Annotated in this window: 16 protein-coding genes and 1 riboswitch; of the genes, 4 read left to right on the forward strand and 12 right to left on the reverse strand. The window is 36.8% G+C overall.

Translation table 11 applies throughout. The features are described 5' to 3' along the window. Positions 1–39: 39 nt before the first annotated feature. Positions 40–220, reverse strand: a riboswitch (Lysine riboswitch). Between the two features lie 163 nt (positions 221–383). Next, on the forward strand, positions 384–809 hold the full coding sequence (locus BN999_RS19575; RefSeq protein ID WP_096274331.1) for a ribosomal maturation YjgA family protein: 426 nt from the start codon (positions 384–386) through the stop codon (positions 807–809). Positions 810–955: 146 nt separating this feature from the next. Here the strand turns inward: BN999_RS19575 and BN999_RS19580 are convergent, their stop codons facing one another. Beyond that, on the reverse strand, positions 956–1,267 hold the full coding sequence (locus BN999_RS19580) for a PepSY domain-containing protein (protein WP_096274333.1): 312 nt from the start codon (positions 1,265–1,267) through the stop codon (positions 956–958). 19 nt (positions 1,268–1,286) lie between these two features. Beyond that, positions 1,287–1,454: a hypothetical protein gene (locus tag BN999_RS20825; RefSeq protein WP_176482050.1), complete on the reverse strand. Its 168-nt coding sequence runs from the start codon at positions 1,452–1,454 to the stop codon at positions 1,287–1,289. 43 nt (positions 1,455–1,497) lie between these two features. Here BN999_RS20825 and BN999_RS19585 point away from each other — a divergent pair, with 43 nt between their 5' ends. Both BN999_RS19585 and BN999_RS19590 read left to right on the forward strand, forming a co-directional pair. Beyond that, positions 1,498–1,797, forward strand: coding sequence for a hypothetical protein (locus BN999_RS19585; protein ID WP_217988507.1), 300 nt, complete (start codon positions 1,498–1,500; stop codon positions 1,795–1,797). 485 nt (positions 1,798–2,282) lie between these two features. Further along, entirely contained in the window at positions 2,283–3,032 is a 750-nt protein-coding gene (locus BN999_RS19590; RefSeq protein WP_096274337.1) for a CBS domain-containing protein, read from the forward strand. A 135-nt stretch (positions 3,033–3,167) separates the two neighbouring features. Here BN999_RS19590 and BN999_RS19595 read toward each other — a convergent pair whose 3' ends face one another. The 8 genes from BN999_RS19595 to BN999_RS19630 all read right to left on the reverse strand — a co-directional run bounded on the left by BN999_RS19595 (position 3,168) and on the right by BN999_RS19630 (position 16,250). Continuing rightward, a complete protein-coding gene (locus BN999_RS19595; protein ID WP_096274339.1) occupies positions 3,168–3,422 on the reverse strand; it encodes a hypothetical protein in 255 nt (84 codons plus the stop codon). A gap of 12 nt (positions 3,423–3,434) precedes the next feature. Continuing rightward, a complete protein-coding gene (locus tag BN999_RS19600; protein WP_096274341.1) occupies positions 3,435–10,040 on the reverse strand; it encodes a hypothetical protein in 6,606 nt (2,201 codons plus the stop codon). A gap of 74 nt (positions 10,041–10,114) precedes the next feature. Then, positions 10,115–10,807: a hypothetical protein gene (locus BN999_RS19605; RefSeq protein WP_096274343.1), complete on the reverse strand. Its 693-nt coding sequence runs from the start codon at positions 10,805–10,807 to the stop codon at positions 10,115–10,117. 15 nt (positions 10,808–10,822) lie between these two features. Further along, positions 10,823–12,553 (reverse strand): serine/threonine protein kinase, encoded by a 1,731-nt coding sequence (locus tag BN999_RS19610; RefSeq protein WP_255247537.1) that lies wholly within the window; start codon positions 12,551–12,553, stop codon positions 10,823–10,825. Beyond that, on the reverse strand, positions 12,537–13,304 hold the full coding sequence (locus BN999_RS19615; RefSeq protein ID WP_096274347.1) for a PP2C family protein-serine/threonine phosphatase: 768 nt from the start codon (positions 13,302–13,304) through the stop codon (positions 12,537–12,539). The genes BN999_RS19610 and BN999_RS19615 overlap by 17 nt, the downstream gene beginning before the upstream one ends. An 18-nt stretch (positions 13,305–13,322) precedes the next feature. Beyond that, positions 13,323–14,291: an FHA domain-containing protein gene (locus tag BN999_RS19620; RefSeq protein ID WP_096274348.1), complete on the reverse strand. Its 969-nt coding sequence runs from the start codon at positions 14,289–14,291 to the stop codon at positions 13,323–13,325. A 786-nt stretch (positions 14,292–15,077) separates the two neighbouring features. Then, positions 15,078–15,803 (reverse strand): hypothetical protein, encoded by a 726-nt coding sequence (locus BN999_RS19625; protein WP_096274350.1) that lies wholly within the window; start codon positions 15,801–15,803, stop codon positions 15,078–15,080. Between the two features lie 69 nt (positions 15,804–15,872). Then, positions 15,873–16,250: an SET domain-containing protein gene (locus BN999_RS19630; RefSeq protein ID WP_096274352.1), complete on the reverse strand. Its 378-nt coding sequence runs from the start codon at positions 16,248–16,250 to the stop codon at positions 15,873–15,875. Positions 16,251–16,497: 247 nt separating this feature from the next. On the opposite strand from BN999_RS19630, the gene BN999_RS19635 reads away from it, so the two are divergent. Next, entirely contained in the window at positions 16,498–17,865 is a 1,368-nt protein-coding gene (locus BN999_RS19635; RefSeq protein WP_096274354.1) for a DUF6880 family protein, read from the forward strand. A 164-nt stretch (positions 17,866–18,029) separates the two neighbouring features. Here the strand turns inward: BN999_RS19635 and BN999_RS19640 are convergent, their stop codons facing one another. Next, on the reverse strand, positions 18,030–18,854 hold the full coding sequence (locus BN999_RS19640) for an ABC transporter permease (RefSeq protein ID WP_096274356.1): 825 nt from the start codon (positions 18,852–18,854) through the stop codon (positions 18,030–18,032). Continuing rightward, a complete protein-coding gene (locus BN999_RS19645; RefSeq protein ID WP_096274358.1) occupies positions 18,851–19,807 on the reverse strand; it encodes an ABC transporter permease in 957 nt (318 codons plus the stop codon). The genes BN999_RS19640 and BN999_RS19645 overlap by 4 nt, the downstream gene beginning before the upstream one ends. Positions 19,808–19,809 lie beyond the last annotated feature (2 nt).

The following is a 19,809-nucleotide window of genomic DNA, read 5'->3' on the forward strand; positions in this document are numbered from 1 at the left end:
CCTAACATTGTCTTTAGATACAATACGTTATCCTCCATCCTGATCAGTAGTTCTCCATGCACGTTGTAAAACTGCATGACAGTATGCTCCTTATTCAGAAAGCATCCCAGCGGTAATAAAGTCGACCTTTATTACGCTTCGGCAAATAATCCTTTCAGCAATCCTCATCGATGTCATACTCCGACTGCTTACTCATATTAATCGCACCTCTACCTCATCGAATGACAAGGTTCAATATGAAATTGAAATATTGTAACTAATATTAGCAGAATCTATCAATATGTCAAGAAATTCTATTAATCTTAGAAATTCATCCCCTTCTTGCCCTATCCAAAAGCTACCTGTATAGTTGACATATAAATACTTGCTAAAGAGTGATGTCAATGAATACTGACCATAAAACGACGAAAGAATTCCCAGGGAAATTAGTATACGGAATAGCGATCGTGATAACGATCCTACTCGGCTTAGCCAGTAGAAGATATGGCCATCATCTTCCAGAAGTTCTTGCACAGCATTCTGGTGACGCACTGTGGGCCATGATGGTCTATTTTGGATTTCGATTATTTCTAGGTCGCCGTGGTATGGTGTTTTCAGTTATCCTAAGCATCCTGTTTAGCTTCGGAATCGAATTTAGTCAATTGTATCAGGCGGAATGGATCAATCAAATTCGTAGTCATTCTATTGGAGCGCTAATATTAGGTAGAGGGTTTTTAGTGATTGATCTTGTACGGTATTCTCTGGGAATTATTATTGCTGTGGCTCTGGATAATGTATTACAAACATGGTTGAACAGTAGGAAAAATTAAAACTCCTCACATAATCTGCTCCTTGGGACAGGTTACATGAGGAGTTTTTTATTATTGGAATTATGTGATAGAAATATTCCCACTGTCTGTTCGACAAAAAAGAACAAAATTCGGGAAGTGCCAGGCACCTATTCTCCACAGGCACCTTATTCTCCGGTTTCACTTTCTTCCATTGTTTTTTCAATTAGTTTGCCGTTTCTTGCGTTTATCTTTAGTACGGTCTTGTCTGCTTTTTTGTTTTCTAGTTGTATATGCCAGATATCTCCTCCAAATTCTGTTTCAGTCATTGGAACGAACTCAATAAAACCAACTTCTGTATATTCACTTGGTGCTAAATCCTTTGCGATTTCAATTGCTTCATCTTTAGATATCGGTTGATTAAGTAGTAAACCAATTACCAGAATAGCAGTTAATACAAGTACAATGATCCATGGCGATTTGCTTGATTCAGTTTTCAAAATATATCCCTCAATTTTTTTATGCATTTTCATACATTTTAACATAGTATGAAAATGCGTAAAAACAATTAGACGAAGCCTGTAACCAACTGTTTGTGATATTCCAACTAACTTCTTCTGCTACCGAATAGTAGTAAGCTTCTAGCTCATGTTGTGTGTCCGAATACCCTACAAACCTAGTATTCATGAAATTGGCGGGTCTTACATAAAATAGAAATACTATCAATTCAGTGGGTATATATCATTCTATGATTATGTTAGAAAATGTCCATAGAGAGAGAATTAATAACGGTACTGTTAAAGGATTTGGCCCACAATCTTTTACGGAGGGGAAAACGATGTACGTACAAAGTCTTCAAAGTAGAAAAACAATTGAAATTTGCCGGTCAGTGTACAGTAAGGAAGAACTACAGGAGATTGAATCCTATGCCAAGCGTGGAGGAGCTAGAATTGTTAAAATGTCAGCATCAGGACAAGGAGGTAGAATGTCCGTTTGGATGGAATTGGATTTAGGAAAACGTCAATTCTAATACGAAAAGGAGGGCAACTATGCATAGCATGGATAGTTGCCCTCCTTTTCATTTATACTAATCTTTAATTCTATTACCATAATAAGTATATTGCTAGTTGTTAACCCTAACCAAACCCTCTTAGAATTTAGATCCATGATGCAGTATTCGCCTCTGCAGTTTTATCCGGTACTCTGGACAAATACAATCTTTGACTAACATTGAATAATAGGAGTGTAAAAATTTATGGATAGTTTTCATAAAAGTACCTCCATTTCATGGACAATGAGTTGTACTGAATTTATTTATTACACTTACTATTATTTTATGTAAGCGCTATACTGTTGGTCAAGAAGGGCATGATGCCTATCTTCCGGACATTTTATGACAAAAATTCCAAGGAAGACATAGGACAATAAGTCTATTAAAATACGGATAAAACATCTAACTTTGATAGTATAAATATGGTAAATTAATAGTAAATATATAAAAAAGGAACTACTAATATGAATAATCTAATGACCCAAAAAGGCCTAGTAGCGCGATTTGAAGCAGCATTTAATAGAATCCATGTGAAATTAAAAGAACTAACTACCGGAACAAGTGATCATATTTCGTATAGTGAAGCATTATACAAAAGCCGGGTGCGCCATAATGTAGTTCGTCATCATTATGAATTACTGAAGCAATTTGGCCATTTACGTAATGCACTTGTACATCAAAGGTTCGATAAAGATCATTATATTGCAGTTCCCCATGAAGACACGGTAAAAGAAATCGAACGAGTGGAAACATTACTAATGAAGCCGCCACTGGCATTATCCATTGCATCCCAACCTGTTGTTTGTTTTAATCCAGATACACCCATTAGGGAGATCCTACATGAGGTAGAGAGATCTGGTTTTTCTCAATTTCCAATATACGATGAAACGAACTTTGTTGGGTTATTGACAGAAGGTGGCATTGCCAAATGGATGTCTAAGAATATTGTTAGTGACTTTATTTCTTTAGAAAATGTAGTGGCTAAAGATATCCTGGTTTGTGAGAAGAAACATAATGTCCACTTTATTAGCAGAGAAAGTACCATATACGACTTAGAAGACGTGTTTGAAGAAGCTTTTGACAATAATGACAAGTTAGAGGCTGTCATCATTACCCAAGCGGGAAAAAGAACTCAAAAACCTATTGGGATTGTGACTTCTTGGGATTTAGTGCAAATTGATCAGACGATATTGTCGATTGTAAGTCAGGTATAAACGATTATCTTTACTTGGTCTAGCTAGTTGTAACCCAGTAAGTTTCTATATTATTCAAAGATATACAAAGTAAAAGGGAGTTGCGACTAGGCAACTCCCTTTTCTATTCCTAACAATCTTTTTCAAAAAGTAATCTTATCTAGGTGTTCCACAACTAGGACATAATCCTTCCGTTGATTCATATTGATTACCACAGTTACGGCAGAACACTACACCCACATCTACTGCTGGTTTTATAGGATTCACTTTTGCTCGATTCGGTGCAGGAACAGGCTCTTCTTTCTTTATCACATTAGAGCGCAGACGTAACACAATAAGTAAGGTAATGACATTCACACTTAAACTTACTATTAGAAGTATGTTTGTCAGTGATGTTGAATCTTCAAACATATGCCTTCCCCCTTAGCCTGCCTTCTCTTCCATTTCTACTTCATCTGGAACATTATTTCTCTTTCTGTAAAGGAAGAATGCAGCTAAAGCTACGCCAATGACACCAGTTCCACCAAGTGATCCAAAGAATAATGGCTTATTATTATACCAACGAGCTAATAGGTTCGTTGTTACAAGGAAGTCTCTCACTTCAGCAGTTATTTCGTTTCCTGCAGCATCTGTTGCAAGGATCGTAACTTCCTGTGTTGAGTTAGAATTCGGAATAACAAATGTGTAATTTTCACCATTTTCTTCAAAGGCAATTTCTTCATTATTTAGGCTTATTTTGACTTGTTCTAATACTAGATTATCCTTTACGGAAATAGTTGCCGTTTTACTATCAACCGCATATTGTTCCCCTTCTTCAATATCTATCGGAACAACAACTGGACTTGTTTTATCAATACCAAATGAAATCTCCGCTTTTTTCTTTTCATCGATGTTTTCATTAGTATTCCCGGCGGCATCTTCTGAGTAAAGAGTAATGGTATACCTACCATCTCCAGCAAATAATTCTTTGTGAATCGTATACGTGTATTGACTCCACGTATCCTCTCCACCAGTCTCCCTAATCGTAAAGTCTTCTCCAGCTTTTAAGTCAGATGGTGAACCATTATGTGTCATTTTTAAATTAATGGAATCCTTATCCAGACTGTTTACATTGGTTTCCGTTATGATAATATCCTGTTCATTTTGGACATATTTACCTACTAATCCATCTAAAGAATCATCAAAGGCATAAACAGAACCAAAACGGTTTACAGAGAATCGAATTTCTTCTGTGGATTCATTACCTGCCAAGTCAACTAAGGATACTGATAAGGTGTATAGATCATCATTTTCTTTTGTTCTTGCAAAGTCATCAAAGATGAACACCTGACCATTGTTTCGGCCTGAATATTCTCCCTTCAGTTCTACATCTCCACGATTGGATCCAGTAAGTTCAATCTCCACCGAATCTGGATCAAAGTTCGTATCAGAATATCGAATAATTGGAGCGACTTCACCATTATTAGCAGACATATTCTCAACACCTACAATGGTTAACTCCGGTTCTGTTTGGTCGACATGGAACTCCTGTGGTGTAAAATCATCTGCAACATTCCCTGCCATATCTGTGTAGTCAATATCAAAGGTATATAGGGCGTCATTGCTATAGACAATCGATGCAGTATGAACATCACCACTTCGAGTCCAACCACTTAGGGATGGGAAGTTCACTACTTCCCCGTCATGGAATGCTGTGCCAATCACTTCAATACGACTTTGATCAAAGTTATGCTCTGTAATGGAAATCGTAGCTGTTCTTGTAGTATTAAAGTAATTTCCATTCACTGCATCATCCGTATCATAAGACACATTAATCACAGGTTTTGTTTTATCAATCGTAAAGGAATCCTGTGGTACCGGTGCTGCTTTATTTCCAGCATTATCCGTGTACTGAATATCGAATGTATAGTCTCCATCTGCACTGTAGGTAATGGTCGCAGTATGTGTGGTTAAGTCTGGATTATTACTGTTTCTACTAGTTGACCAACCATTTAGAACTGGAATAACGTTATCCGTATTCGTCACCACATGGACTACATCTTCTGGTTTAAAGTTTCGTTCTGTAATTATAATGGTAGCCGTTCGATTATCTTTATAATAATCTTGGTTCTGTGGATCTGGCGAATTATTATCATACGTTACATTAATGGAAGGAGATGTCTTATCAATACTAAATGTGATCTCCTCTTCTGACGTATGACCCGCTCTATCCGTCATTTTCACTCTAACCTTAATATCGTTACTATTGTTATTTACAGTTATGGTTTTCTTCATTTCTGTTACTAGATTCAATTGTGTTCTAGTCTGTTTCCAGCCCTTTGTATTACTACCATCTGCGTATGTTTTATCATTATTTAGTTTTAGCTTACCACCCTGGTTGTTACCAGTATCGTAAGGTGCAATGACAGACCATTCAATTTCCTCAATTCCAGAATACGAATCAGTTACCGTTAATTCAACATTTACATTGTTCGAATAGAGATCTACTCCATTGTTATCTTTATATGGGGCTTTTGCACGATCAAGTTTGATATGTGTCTCTTTGTTATGCTGTGCTTTGTTTTCCACTACCATGCCGTTTGGTGCAATATAGGCACCTGTATTCTGAACATAGTCTGTAGCCTGAGCAAAAATCTGTCCCTTAAATGCTTTCGGAACATTGACAGTAACACTGTTCTTAGTTGGAATAGGAGTAATACTACCAATCTCAGATTCTTTGATTTCTTTCAATGAACCATTTTTAAGAGCAGCATAGTATTTTCCATTTTCATGGTCCTTCAAATAAACGGTAATAGTCTTCAAATTACTAGTAAACTCTTTATCTACTTTCGGGTCTTCCCCACTGATTTTCACCTGAGTTGGCTCTTTAAAGTAATAGCCATATTCGGTCAGTTCAAGGGACTTCTTGAATTTATCAGTTTCATCCACTTTAACAAAACCATTTTTCCCTTTAATCGAGAATTCATAGTTCGTAATAATTGGATTCGTTTTGTCGATATAGATTTTAGTTTCCGCTTCATTTTCATTTCCGGCATTATCTACTACATGAACTGAAATGAGATACGATCCATCTTCATTCCCTACAATGTCCTTGTGATTTGTATTAATACGATAAGCATCAGGGTTTTTCTGCATTTCAGCTAAGTCTGAGTAGTCGTATTCATACTTCTTGCCATTGACATCAATGATAACGGTGTTGATACCAGAATCGTTATCCTCTGCTGTAATTTCAAATGTTACGTCACCATTGTATTGGTTTTTATAGGATTTAACGCCTTCATCTGGTATTACGTTGATGGAAACGTTAGGTTTTTCTTTTTCTACTACTATTATAAAGTTTGTTTCAGAACTGATGTTTGAGTTTTCTGCTGTGATATCATATGTCTCTTTGTTATCAGCCAGATCTATTATTCTAACTTTAAACTTACCTTCAAATTTATCTTCATTAAGCTTGAATACAGCTTCTCCTGTTAATTTATCTTCAACAATGGTTATTTCCTCAAGTGGAATTATCTCACCATTATCTGTTATTAATTGAATTTCTTCTATCCCGGCTGTCCCATCTAAAGCCCGAGCCGTAATATGAACTTCCTTGTTAAAGAAGGTACCAAACGTTAGGAAATTTAGTACTTTTGCAAGATTTCCATCGTTTACCTGTTCAAACGTTACAGCTTCTCCGTCAGCTAATACGGCCTTTGTCTGATCTATATAGAATTCATCTTCAAAATCCTCAAATGTATTACCAGCTTTATCGCTTACAACGATATCGAATTGATACAATGCATCTTCCTCAAATTCTATCGTTGCTTCGTAGACACCATCCTCTTTTTCCAACCACGCGCTCAAAGCTGGGAGCTCCTTTTCACCTTTACCAATTATTGTAGTTGTTCCATTAATCTCAACACGCTTTGGATCAAAATTATGCTCTTTTACTGTAATCTTTGCTTTTCTACTTTTATTATAATACTTTTTATTTGCTACATCTTCATTATTATAGGTCACATTCACCACAGGCGCAGTTTGATCAATGGTAAATTCTTGAGCTTCCACGTCTGGTGCAGGATGTTTTGCATTATCCTTATAACTAACATCAAAAGTATAATCCCCGTCTTCCTCAAAGATAATCAATGCTGTATGGGTTGTTAAATCGGGATGTTCACCATCTTCAGGGGTTACTGTCGTCCATTCTCCAACTACTGGATATTTTTTTCCATCTTTAGTTACATTGTACGTAACATCATCTGGATTAAAGTTACGCTCTGTAATTGTGATGGTTGCAGTTCGATTACTCTTAAAAATATAGTCATTTTCATCATCTGGTGAATTACTATCAAACTCAACTTCAAGTTTTGGAGCTTTTTTATCAACACTGAACATAATTTGTTCCTCAGAAGTATTACCTGATCTGTCTGTCATTCTGACGTTGACCACAATATCGTTACTGTTATGATTAACTGTTATTTTTTTACTCATCACAGTTACAAGGTTACGATCTTTTTGTTTAATTTCCCAATTATTGTCACTTCCATCCACAATTTCCCCATTTTCGTTAATGGTTAAGCTACCAAACTGGTCATCTTCTTTATCATTAGGTGCCACTACAGACCATTCAATTGTTTCAATTCCAGAATAAGTATCTTTTACCGTAAACTCAACGTCAACATCATCAGCATGTAAAGCACCACCATTAGTATCTTTATGAGGTGCATCTTCTTTACTAAAGACTATATGATCAACTTCAAGACTATGTTGTTCTGGGGTTTCAAGAATTGCACCTTTTGGCGCTTCAAAAGGACCAGTATTCCCAACTTTATCTGTTGCTTTTGCAACTATTTGTCCCTTGAAGGAATTAGGGATGTCAAATGTTACATCCCCTTCAGTTTCGATAGGAATAATGCTCTTAATTCCTTCCTCAGTTATTTCTACCGGTTCAGGATTATCACTTAAAACTGCATAATATTTATTTTTTTCATAGTCTTTTAGATAAACAACCATGGATTCAACACCAGTACCATCTTTACCACCTATTGATTTATCTTTTGCAACAACAGTTACTCGAAGTGGCTGTTTAAAGAAATAACCATACTCTTCTAATTCAACATACTCCTCGATTTCATCTTCCTTTATATCTTCTCTGATACTTCCTTCTCCAGCATCTCCGATTGAATTTATATAAATACCCTTTATAACTGGGCTTGTATTATCAATATTTACATCATTCACCTGTATTACCTCAGATGAATTTCCTGCTTTATCGACAGCCCAAATACTATAAGTACCGCTATAATCCTCTTTAGGTAGTGTAATTTCAAAAGTATTGTCTTGATAATTATATGTTTCTAGCTTTATTTTTTCTGAGGAGTTTTCCTTTTTATAATAAATACCTTCAATTTCAGTGGAAAATGGACTCTCATTATGCAATTCCTCAACGTTTGTAATATTGCCCCTTATAACTCCGCCACTATACCAATTCTTATCTTCATCAGTATACTTTTCTCCTGTTCCCTGAAATTGTATTTCGCTTAATTCAGGTCCTTTAGTATCAAAGAGAATTTGTAGATTAGGATCGATAGTAATACTCTCCGACCCCCATAGCTTTCCAAGTTGTATTTCGTCTATTGTTGTATTGCTATTGTTTTCAATAATAATCTCCTTATTCCACCACTTTTCTCCGAATCTTATCCAAGTCCATGAATCTTTTGCTTTAATTTTAACCTTAGTATCTTTAGAGTAAATATGGATATTATCTTCTATGTTTGAATCTATTAATTCTCCTGTTGAATCCACAACTTCAATAGTTACATAATGATCCCAACTTTTTTCAGCAGGAGGTACCTTTTCAAATTCAACATTTATATCATGCTTTCCTATGATGTTCTTCAGTACATACTTGTAATTGCCATCTTCTTGAATAACTTCATCTTCTACACGAACACTGTTATTAGTTAAAGTTTTGATTTTGTAGTTGTCGCTAGGGGTAATAATAATTGTACTACTTCCACCGTGTTCAACTAATTCACCTTTAGAAATATCTCCCTTATCACTATTTTCTCCAACTACATTAGTAGTAATTTGATAACTTCTCTTGGCAAATGTTATAGATACTTCATAATTATCATCTATTTCATCAAAGGTATAAGTATAACTATCTCCGTCTGAAAGAGTTGATAAATCGATATATTCGTTATATTCGTTACCAACTATTTTAATTTCAGATATAAGGTAACCTAGTGCTGGCGTCGCTATAAAAGATGGAGAAGAGCCTTTACTAGCAATAATCTTTCCTTCTGTTGCATTAATCTCTTGATATCCATCACCATCAATTTCTCCATTTTCGTTACTTGTAAAGTTAATGGTGTATACCTTAGTAAATTCGACTATAATGTCTGTATCTTTAACAACAGTAACGGTTTCTATGTAGCTTCCTTCTTCGGGAATAGTAGTTTTAGTTTCTCCACCAATAGATAAAGATTTAATCTTTGATCCTGACGATGCTTCTACTTCAACTTTTATTTTCTCGCCTTCCGCAAATTCCAGCGGATTATCTTCCTCGGTAAAATCATTACCATTAATCCTGACTGTACCAGAACCAGAACTTGATAGATTACTCATTGTAACTTTAAATTTCTCTTTTTCTAGCGGCACTTCATAAACGTAAGGTTCTGTAAATCCATTATCTACAACAATACTAAATTCATGCAATTTACCATCTTGTAATACTACTTCAAAATTAAATGTATTATTTACTTCTATATCCTCGATAGTAACATTCCCAAACGAAACTATACCGCTTTGATTGGTAGTACCACTTACATCAATATTTCCATTTGTTCCATTTACAGTTGCTCCATCTACAGGATTACCGTCATTCAAAAGTTCCAATGTAAAAACACCAGACTCCCCAGTGTCTTCCCCAGCCCCCTCAGCAGTCGCAACCACCAATCCTATCGGAACATAATAAGACATCAGCATAAAGACTAGAATAATAGACATCATACGATTTAACCTACGCTTATTCTTCGCTTTCATTTGTTTCTCCACCCCATTTAAAAAACTTGTGATAACAAATATGACTCAACTCATCTATATAAACTTCTAACCCCTTAATCTCTTACATCATCATTAATATTTTCATCTGTATGCGTAATCTTCATATCCTTCACCATCGTGAAACTAATCTCTCGTCTCTTAGGACGATCTTCTGGGGATAACTCATCCGTGTTTCCTAACAACACCGTTTCATCGTCATCTATTAACACTTGTGTACCTTCAGCTAAAACTTGAGTTTCATCCGCTAAAACCTGAGTTTCATCTACCAACAGCTCGGTTTCATCTAGTAAAAGTTCCGTCTCATCCACAAGTAATTCGGTTTCGTCCAATTGCTGCTTAGTTGCAATTGGTGTCGATGGAACAGGAGTTGCTCCTACTTTCATCCGTTCTAATTTCCGAGAAGTTGCGAAGTTTCCAGTTTGAATTCTTTCATCTAAATTCTCACTAGTCATGGGACCAGTTTTTCTCAGCTTTCCAGACTTCCATAGTCTTTTAGATTTCGGTATTGGCTCGGTTAATTCACCGCGTTCTAGATTATAAGGACTAGGTTCATAGCGTCTGTATACTCTCTTACCAGATTGCTCTCTAATTGCCTGGATATGTTTTTCTGCATTTTTACCAGTCAAATCCCCGTAAATAGCCCGGATATTCATTTTGAAAAACATAATAATAACGATAATAAATAGTATTCCTGAAAGGGAATAGCCAACTATAGAAACAATCTGCCATGCTGTTGCTGTGTCCATCCATACCCCTCCCATTTACCTTTCAAATGCATTGTCAATTGCCTTTTCAGTTGTTAGAATGCGGTTCATAATATCTTCTTTCATTGCTTCCGTCTTATCGGTTGTAACGGAAACTTGTTCGGTACCTTCTGTGATCAATTCAAACACAGAACGAATATCTGCCTCTTCTACCCCATCTGCTTTAAACTTTCTAGCATACATTTCAATGGAGTTCATGGCCAACCGATAGACTTCTAGTATTACGATTTCATATTCATCTGGATCATCGTCTGAAATCATTGTCAGTAAACCAGTCAAATCTGCCCAATAATCCTGATATTTACCTTTATCAGATGCCTCTTCTATATGGAGATTTATCTCATCATTGAAGATTCCAATATTTCGATAAATCTCTGCCATTTGATGGTCAACATTTTCATTATCATTTACCCCAACAGCTGCGACATCATCAAACCACCGAATGGAGTTTGTCATTCTAGTAATCTGATTGTCCGTTGTTTCAGACTTACCGTAATCGTAATAATACCAGTAGTTTTTACCTAATTCGAAAGCTAGTTCGGCGTAATTCTCTTGTTCTTTTAGAACTGCTAAATTAGGATTTACTTTCTTCATTAATTTAGCTTCTTCTTCGGTGGTGAAAACTGTATCACTTCTTAAGGTTTTAATTAATTCTATGTAAGCTTTTGTATCACTTGGTTTAATGTCGATGGCATTTAGATAATTTTCGATTTCACTTGATTCATCCGTTGCTGTCTCTGCCAATTGCATATAATGCTCGTAATCCGAATTATCCGTACGTACCTTCATCCCCTGACCAAATATCCCAACAAACAAACATAAGAAAGCTAAACCAGTCATCACACTAAATTTCCGTAGTTGGGATTTCTGCATTGTCCGATAAGCATCATCAATCTCTTCATAATGATTTAATGCATATAACAGCTCTGCACAGGATTGATAACGATCATCTGGATTTAACTGCGTACATTTTTGAATAATCTTTTCCAGGCCACCAGATAAATTCGAATTCCACTTTCTAATTGGGTAGAGCTCATATGGTGGTTCACTTGGATTATGTCCGGTTACAAGGTGATACATCGTTACACCGAGACAATAGACATCTGTACGGGGATCTGTTTGCCCCTTCCCGCCAAATTGTTCTGGTGCTGCATATCCTTTTGTACCAAGGCTTACCGTATCATCTAAATTCGTTTCCTTAAATTCTCTTGCAATCCCGAAGTCAATGAGCTTAAGACTTCCGTCTGGTCTAAGCATGACATTGGCAGGCTTCATATCTCGGTAAATAATTGGTGGATCACATGTATGTAAGTAGTCCAGCACATCACATAATTGCATGGCCCAATCAATAACAACATCCTGTGGTTGTGCCCCGTACTCATCAATTACTTTACTCAGTGGCTCCCCTTCGATATAGTCCATAATGACATAAATGACATCATCATTATCAATAATATCTACAATTCGAGGTAGTGCCGGGTGATCTAGCCTTTTAATTAAGTTTGCTTCTGCAATGGCACTTTGAATGACCACTTCATTATTCGTTTTGTCTCTTGCACTTTTATCAATCTCTTTAACTGCCCATTGCTTATTAAGGCGTTGATCCATAGCCAGGTATACTTTGGACATACCGCCTTTTCCAATCATCTTTAATATTTCATATTTACCATCTATTACTGAACCAATATCCGCCAAAACAACTTCCCCATCCTTACTGTATTTTGACAACGACAACCGATATATTATCCGTTTCTTGTCGTTCTTTGTTTAACTCCACCAGTCTTTTTGCTTGTTTCTCCATTTCTATCTCATCCTGTATGCTTTCTGGTAGAAAGGCATGATACATTTCTTCTTCCGTAATCATATGGCGAAACCCATCCGAACAAAGTATGTATACCTCGCCAGGCTTAGCCCTACCTTGGATAAAATCGGGTTCCACAATTCTCGATGCCCCAATACATTGTAAGAGGACATTTCTTCTCGGGTCCGTCTTTACCGCTTCTGGGTTTAATCGCCCTTTTCTAATTTCCCTAGCAACTAACGTCTGATCTTCTGTTAATTGATGGATTCCAGAATCCAAACGATATAATCTGGTGTCACCTACATGGGCGATGAGCATATACTCAGAACCAACTACTAACATGGCTGTTAATGTTGTGCCAAGATTACTGCCTATCTTTTTCCCGTAAGAGGCGATTCGTTGATTTTGTTCCTTAATTATACGATCCCAACGGTACTGAATATCCCCCCAGTTTGATTGGGAAAGTTGGATAGGTAGTTCGTTTTCAAACCAATCGGAGAAAGCATGAATGACATTGCTACTTGCAACCTCTCCCTTGGAAAGTCCACCCATGCCATCACAAATCACAGCCAATACAACCTTTCCGATTGAGGTATCGGCAACCTTTATACATATGCTGTCTTCATTGTTTTTTTTCTTTAAGCCCGTATCAGTATGTACGGCCGTTAAAATTTCCATTTTTTATTGGCCCCCTTGCTATATGTAAAATACGAAGTCTTCATCGGCAAGCCTGATTTTGGTACCTGAGAATATCTCGATCTCTTTCAGTACCGGGATAACCCGCTGGTCTACGAATGTCTTATTCGTAGAATTATTATCGATGATATAATAGCGGTCACCGCGCGTAATAATATCAGCATGACTTCGACTGACCGTTTGATTATTAGCGATAAAATAATCACAATACCTTCTTTCCTTACCAATTCGAAATGAAGGCTTATTTACCAAGATTCTTTCTTGATTACTTTCTCTAATTAAATAAGGGAAAGATGGCTCTTTCTGCAAATCAACACCTATAACCGTCGTCCCACTTAGGTCTTCTTCATCTAACACAGTCGTTTCTAGACTGTTTCTCTGTTCAACTTGCCCCATCCTATGTTCTTCACGCCCACTTCTCCCCATCAATTCTAAGATGAACTTCTCAAAGTGATGAATGGAAAAAGAAGTATGTTCATTAAAATACTGTAAATAGGTAGAGACATAATGATGATCTTCGTGCTTATTAAATACGAGTTGAAATGGAATATCTTTGAAAAACTCAGAAGGGAAAACCGGATTATGATTATTTACAATTGGCCAAAATATACATTTTACTGCCTTCGTCCCAGGGTCTAGAAAGATACAATCTAGCTCTAACATCATGTTGTTCATATTCATTAAGTTCACTTCACAATGTTTGGCAATCCTCACTATGTTATAGATGACTTCTAGAAACATCTTCTTATGGACAATACCACTAAAATATATATTCAACGGCAACATGCCTTTTATGGAGCTTTTTAAGAGAACATTGCTCTTCTCATACTCCACATAAACAGGAAGAAGACTCGGAAATAATCCATTCGCAATAGCACGTAATTCACGTTTGTTAATCGCCTCATTTTGGACTAACCTTTTGGCTACAACGTATTGATTTTGATTACGTTCCTCTTCTGCTTTTCCCATGAGTATCTCCTACTATCAATATTTGAATCTAATAAACTATTCGTCTTAAATTCATATGTACTTCCCTTTTTGATAGGCATAATAAATAGTTGAGTCTCGTTTGACTGCTCATCACCCGTACTGTGGTCTTCAAAATAGTGTGATTGGGATATGGTGTAATATCTTAGGGGATTTGCTTAATATAAAGTTATAAAACACGTATTCAAGGATTTCCTCTATACGTTCTCTTTTTTCTTGGCTTTATACAAAGCCGCAATAGCGGTTTTCATAAATGCCCCATTCCTTTTGTCTTGATGGGACCGTATACTAACATTAAGGGAGTTCTTCACCGAATTCATCTAGTGATGGTGAGTCTATCAAAAGGTTGCATGAACCATTCTTTTAATCCGGGGCATCAATAATGAAATCATTTTCTTCTGTAGGTAGTAGGCACTAAAATAGTTATATATGTCAATGTAGTCCTTTTTATACATCATAAAAATCAAAAAGGTATATGTTTATTTCAAGATCATGACAATTTAGTTCCTTTGTATTGCGCCATGTTAAACCAATATAACGGTACCATGATATAGTAAAATTCTACCATGCTAGTTCAAAATTTGTCACTGAGGCTAAAGGCCTCATTCCCCCTTTCATCTTTTGTGAAATTATCACTATAAAATTTTACATTTTTACCCAAAACCAAACTAAAGTCTTAGGTTAATTTGTCGAAAAAACAAGAAGAGGACAGTCCCTCATCAACAGAACTTATTAAAGTGATGAGAGACTGTCCTTTTTACCTATATATTATTTTGCTTCAAAATTTACTTCATTTAATCCACTGATGGATATTCGTTGCCCTTCTTTTAACGTAACAGTTACCTTTTTTACCCCCATGTCACCAGAAGCGTCCAGTATTTCATTTGTACTTGGTAATCCCATATCATTATAGATAACAAAGTTACCCATTCCACTAGGTGTTGTAGCATCATATCTACCTGGCTCAATATCTAACCCGACTTCCCATGTACCAGCAGATAACGTGTTAGACATGTTGGTTTCAGCAGGTGTGAATTTCACAGCATCTAAGCCTGAAATCTCAATTTCTTGACCATCTTCCAAATCCGTTGTCACACTAGCTACGCCCATTTCTGTACTATTATCTAGGATCTCATTCACAACCGGCAATCCAGCTTCATCATACACAAATAGATTTCCCATTCCTTCTCCAGTAATAACATAACGTCCTACTGGGATATCGGTTCCCACTGCGAACGTACCAGCATTTAAGGTTGTCTCCTCAGCTGAAGAGTTGTCACGTTCAGGTGCTTCTTCATCAGGCTCTTCTTCTGCACCTTCATCACCGGTGTTTTCCTCCTCTTCCTTACTTTGGGCATCTTCTGTCCCTGTATCGGTTTCTTGTGGTTCGTCTTCCTCATCACCACCACCGAATAGTGCAAACAATAATACGATAATTACAATTAACCAAAACCACCATTTTTTATAAAAGGGCTTTTTATCATGTTCAGCCATACTAAATCCCTCCTTAATTTAAGTGGTTTTAGTATGAGCATTATTCAATAGAGATATTCAATCATGACCTTAGTCTTCATTAAACCAAAGCGGATCATCATTATCTACATTCCCATTATAATTAATTAGAATCTCATCTCCCGCTTTTATATCGGTGTACGCATAGAATTCAAAGGTATGATTATCAAAGTTAATTTTATAATTAGCATTTGGTTCATAAGAATGGTTAAACAACATGCCATAGCCAAGTAGGATAGCAGAGTGATTGATCCCATACTCGAATGTATAATCAGCAAGGAGCGTTTTTTCGATATGTTCATGCTGGTCATTGGGATAGGGAATGACAGGCGCTTCATGAAACAGTGTACCTTTTTTAATATCCTGCGTAGCAAAGACGCCTCTGTTAAATTCCCCTTCACTAATTAATGATTTTTTTATTTCGATCAAGAATTTCACCTACTCTTATCTTTAAATTGTCTACTAACTGTAACACGAAACTCCAGAATGAGCGAACAATTGCAAAGGAAAAAAGTCTATGTAACCTTGCTATTTCATAAATTATATTGTGTTAATTGCAATTCTTAATGTGTACTTTAACAGGAAACTTAATACACTGCGTGCACGAATCACTTGCGATTGCCATATGAGGTTATGCTACACTTAATAATACGAATGTGATGAGAGGAGTCCAACTGTGGATTTAAAGAAAGAAGTTACAAAGCTTTCGAAAAAGGAATTAGTTGAATTAGTCATGGAACTAGTCGAAAGTGACCAACATGTAGAGAAGAAGGTCGAGTATAAACTAGTTACCCCAAATGACGAAGTGAAAGCTAGTAAGCAATTGATTAGAAAATATATAAATGAAAATAAGAGACAAGGATTTATTTCGTGGCGAAATGTGCATACAGCACTCCAAGGTGCTGAGATGGTGCTTGATAAAGGTAGAAATAAATTAAACAATGGCGAAGAGGAGACCGCGGTCAAATTAGGAATTGCCGTGCTCTCGATTGTTATTGATATGCTACAGTACACAGATGATACAGGTGGCGAAATTGGGTACGTCATTAATGAAAGTATCACCTTACTGAAAGATGCATCTTCACTCATATTACTTTCCACTGATCATCGTGTACAAGAAAGTACCTTTGATTTAATCCTAAAGGAAGCAATGAACAAGCGTTATGACGGATGGAATGATACACGTTATGCATTATTAGATGTTTGTTCTATCTATTCTGCACTTTCATCTGCTAGACGGAAGCTGGAGGAAATCTTAGAGAACCAATTAAGTAAAGTATCAACAGTTTCTACATGGTCCTCAGAACGAGATAAACAAGCTATTTTACAACTGCAATTGAAGATCTTAGAACGAAATGGCGAAATGGATACAGCTAATCAGTTCGTCAATAAGCATCTAAACTATGATGAGTTTCGACAAATGGCTATCGAAAAAGAAATAGAAAATGAAAATTATGAAACCGCTCTAAGACTTTGTGAAGATGGAGAAGAGAATGATAGTTTATATCCTGGCCTGGTGAAAAAATGGAAGGAATATAGACTACAAGTTTACGAGGCCATCGAGGATCTGGAAAAACAAAAAGAAATACTTATGGAGTTTGTATTGGATAACGAGTATGAAGCCTATAGTAAATTGAAGGAATTGTATTCTGAAGAAGAATGGGAAGATGCGTTAGAAAAGATATTCCATTCAATGGAAGAGCGTGCAGGTCTTCCACATGTATATGAGTATATTGCAAAAGCAGAAAGCAGAAGTGATAAAGTACTAAAATACGTGGAACAATCACCCTCAACTATTGTAGAGCTCTATTCCTACATATTGGATAATTATGAGGATAGAGTGGAGGAAATTTTCCGTCATTATATTTTATCTGAAGCAGAACTTGCCACCAATCGGAAGGAATACCGGAATATTGGTAGAAAGTTAAAGATCTATAAAGAGGCAGTTGGAGAAGCTAAGTTTGAAGACTTAGTAATGGCACTGAAGAAAACGTATGAGCGTAAGCCTGCATTTGTGAATGAATTGGAGAAGATTGAAAAGTGATTGAGTAGGGGTTAAATGACTAATAAACTATTTAGAGGCAGGACATAATTGAACTGAATCGTGAGACTCCTTTATGAATCATTTTGAGAATCAAAAATAGCCACTTCCCCAAGCCTTAAGGGAAAGTGGCTTTTCTAATATAATATGGATTTAAAACAAAATATCTACCTCGACCTTGGATCACTAATATCCCGTATCGCATTACTCAACATATAAAACCCTAATACCATCAATGTAATTACAACACCTGGTGCATAGGTATACCACGGTGAACTGGCTAGATACCCTTGAGAATCCTTCAACATTCTACCCCAGCTTGGATCTGGTGGTTGAACACCCAACCCTAAATAGCTTAAACCCGCTTCCGCTAACAAGGCAACTGCAAAGGCAATGGACGCAGCTACAATCAATGGAGACATAACATTTGGTAAGATATGCTTCGTCATTATCCTGACTTGAGACTGCCCCATCAACCGAGCAGCATGCACATACTCCGCATCCTTACTCTGTAAAAATCCACTTCTCGCAATCCTCGCAATCCCTGGAATCGCCATCAACCCAAGCGCGATCGATGTATTTACCATTCCAGAACCAAAAACGGCAACTAGCATTAATGCCAAAATAATACCCGGAAATGCCATGAGAGCATCAATGATTCGCATAATAATTTCGTCAATCCATCCACCAAAGTAACCTGAAAATCCACCAATCAATACTCCAAAAATCATGCCAATCCCAACAGAAACCGTACCAACGAAAAATGCAGTTTGTGTTCCGACCATGATTCGACTGAATATATCACGACCAAACTCATCGGTTCCAAACCAATGTTCTGCACTTGGAGGTTGCAATTTATTCGCAATATCCATGGCATTGACATCATATGGTGTGTAAAAAAAACTTACAACCATCATGAGTAGAAAAACAAGTAGGATAGAACTACCAATCACAAGGTTTATATTTTTCCCATGTCTTTGAATTTGTTTCATTGCCCTACTCCCTCACCTAACCGAATGCGAGGATCCAAGATTGCATATAGCATATCAATTACAAAATTAATCACAACCACCACAATGGTAATATACATGACAATTCCCTGTATCAATGGAAAATCACGATAACTAATGCTCGTAATCAAGAGACTACCAAACCCCGGAAGTCCAAAAACCTGCTCCACGATAATGGTTCCCGCAACCACCTCAGCAAAAATCAAACCGAATACAGTAAGTATCGGAATCATCGCATTTCGTAACACATGTTTATACATTACTGCCCGCTCCGTGATCCCCTTACTTCGTATCGTTCGTACATAATCTAGCTGTAATTGCTCCAAAATTGTATTACGAATATATCGAAAAGAGATCGCGATTTGCGGAATGGCAATCGTGATCGCTGGTAAAAGTAATGACCCGAACGCACCAGTTATACTTTCAGACCAAGGAACATAGCCACTAATTGAGAAAAACTGAAACGTCATACCCAATCCAAGCATTAACAGCATCCCAAGCCAAAAAGAAGGAATCGCCATTCCAACTTGTGTAACAGAAGAAAGAACTAGATCCTGTAAGGTGTTCGGTCTTTTTGCAATGTAAATCCCTAATGGAATCGTAACCATAATGACAATCGCAATTGAAAGAAATGCCAAATAAAGGGTAACCGGCAATCGGTCCGCAATCAACTCTGAAACCGGTCGGGAAAACCGAATAGAATCCCCTAAATCACCTGTAAAAACACCACTCATCCAGTTTCCATACTGGGTAATAAGGGGCTGATCTAATCCGAGTTGTTGTTCCAAGGTTTCTACCCTTGCTTCATCGGCTTCCGGACCTAACATTATTCGGATTGGATCCCCTGGTATGATTTGAAAAACGGCAAAGGTAATGAATGAAACAAGGAATACCGTTACCATAAGCAAACTTAACCTTCGAACGAAATAGGCCATGT

This window comes from Paucisalibacillus globulus, assembly GCF_900184735.1.
GTDB classification, from domain to species: Bacteria; Bacillota; Bacilli; order Bacillales; family Amphibacillaceae; genus Ornithinibacillus; species Ornithinibacillus globulus_B.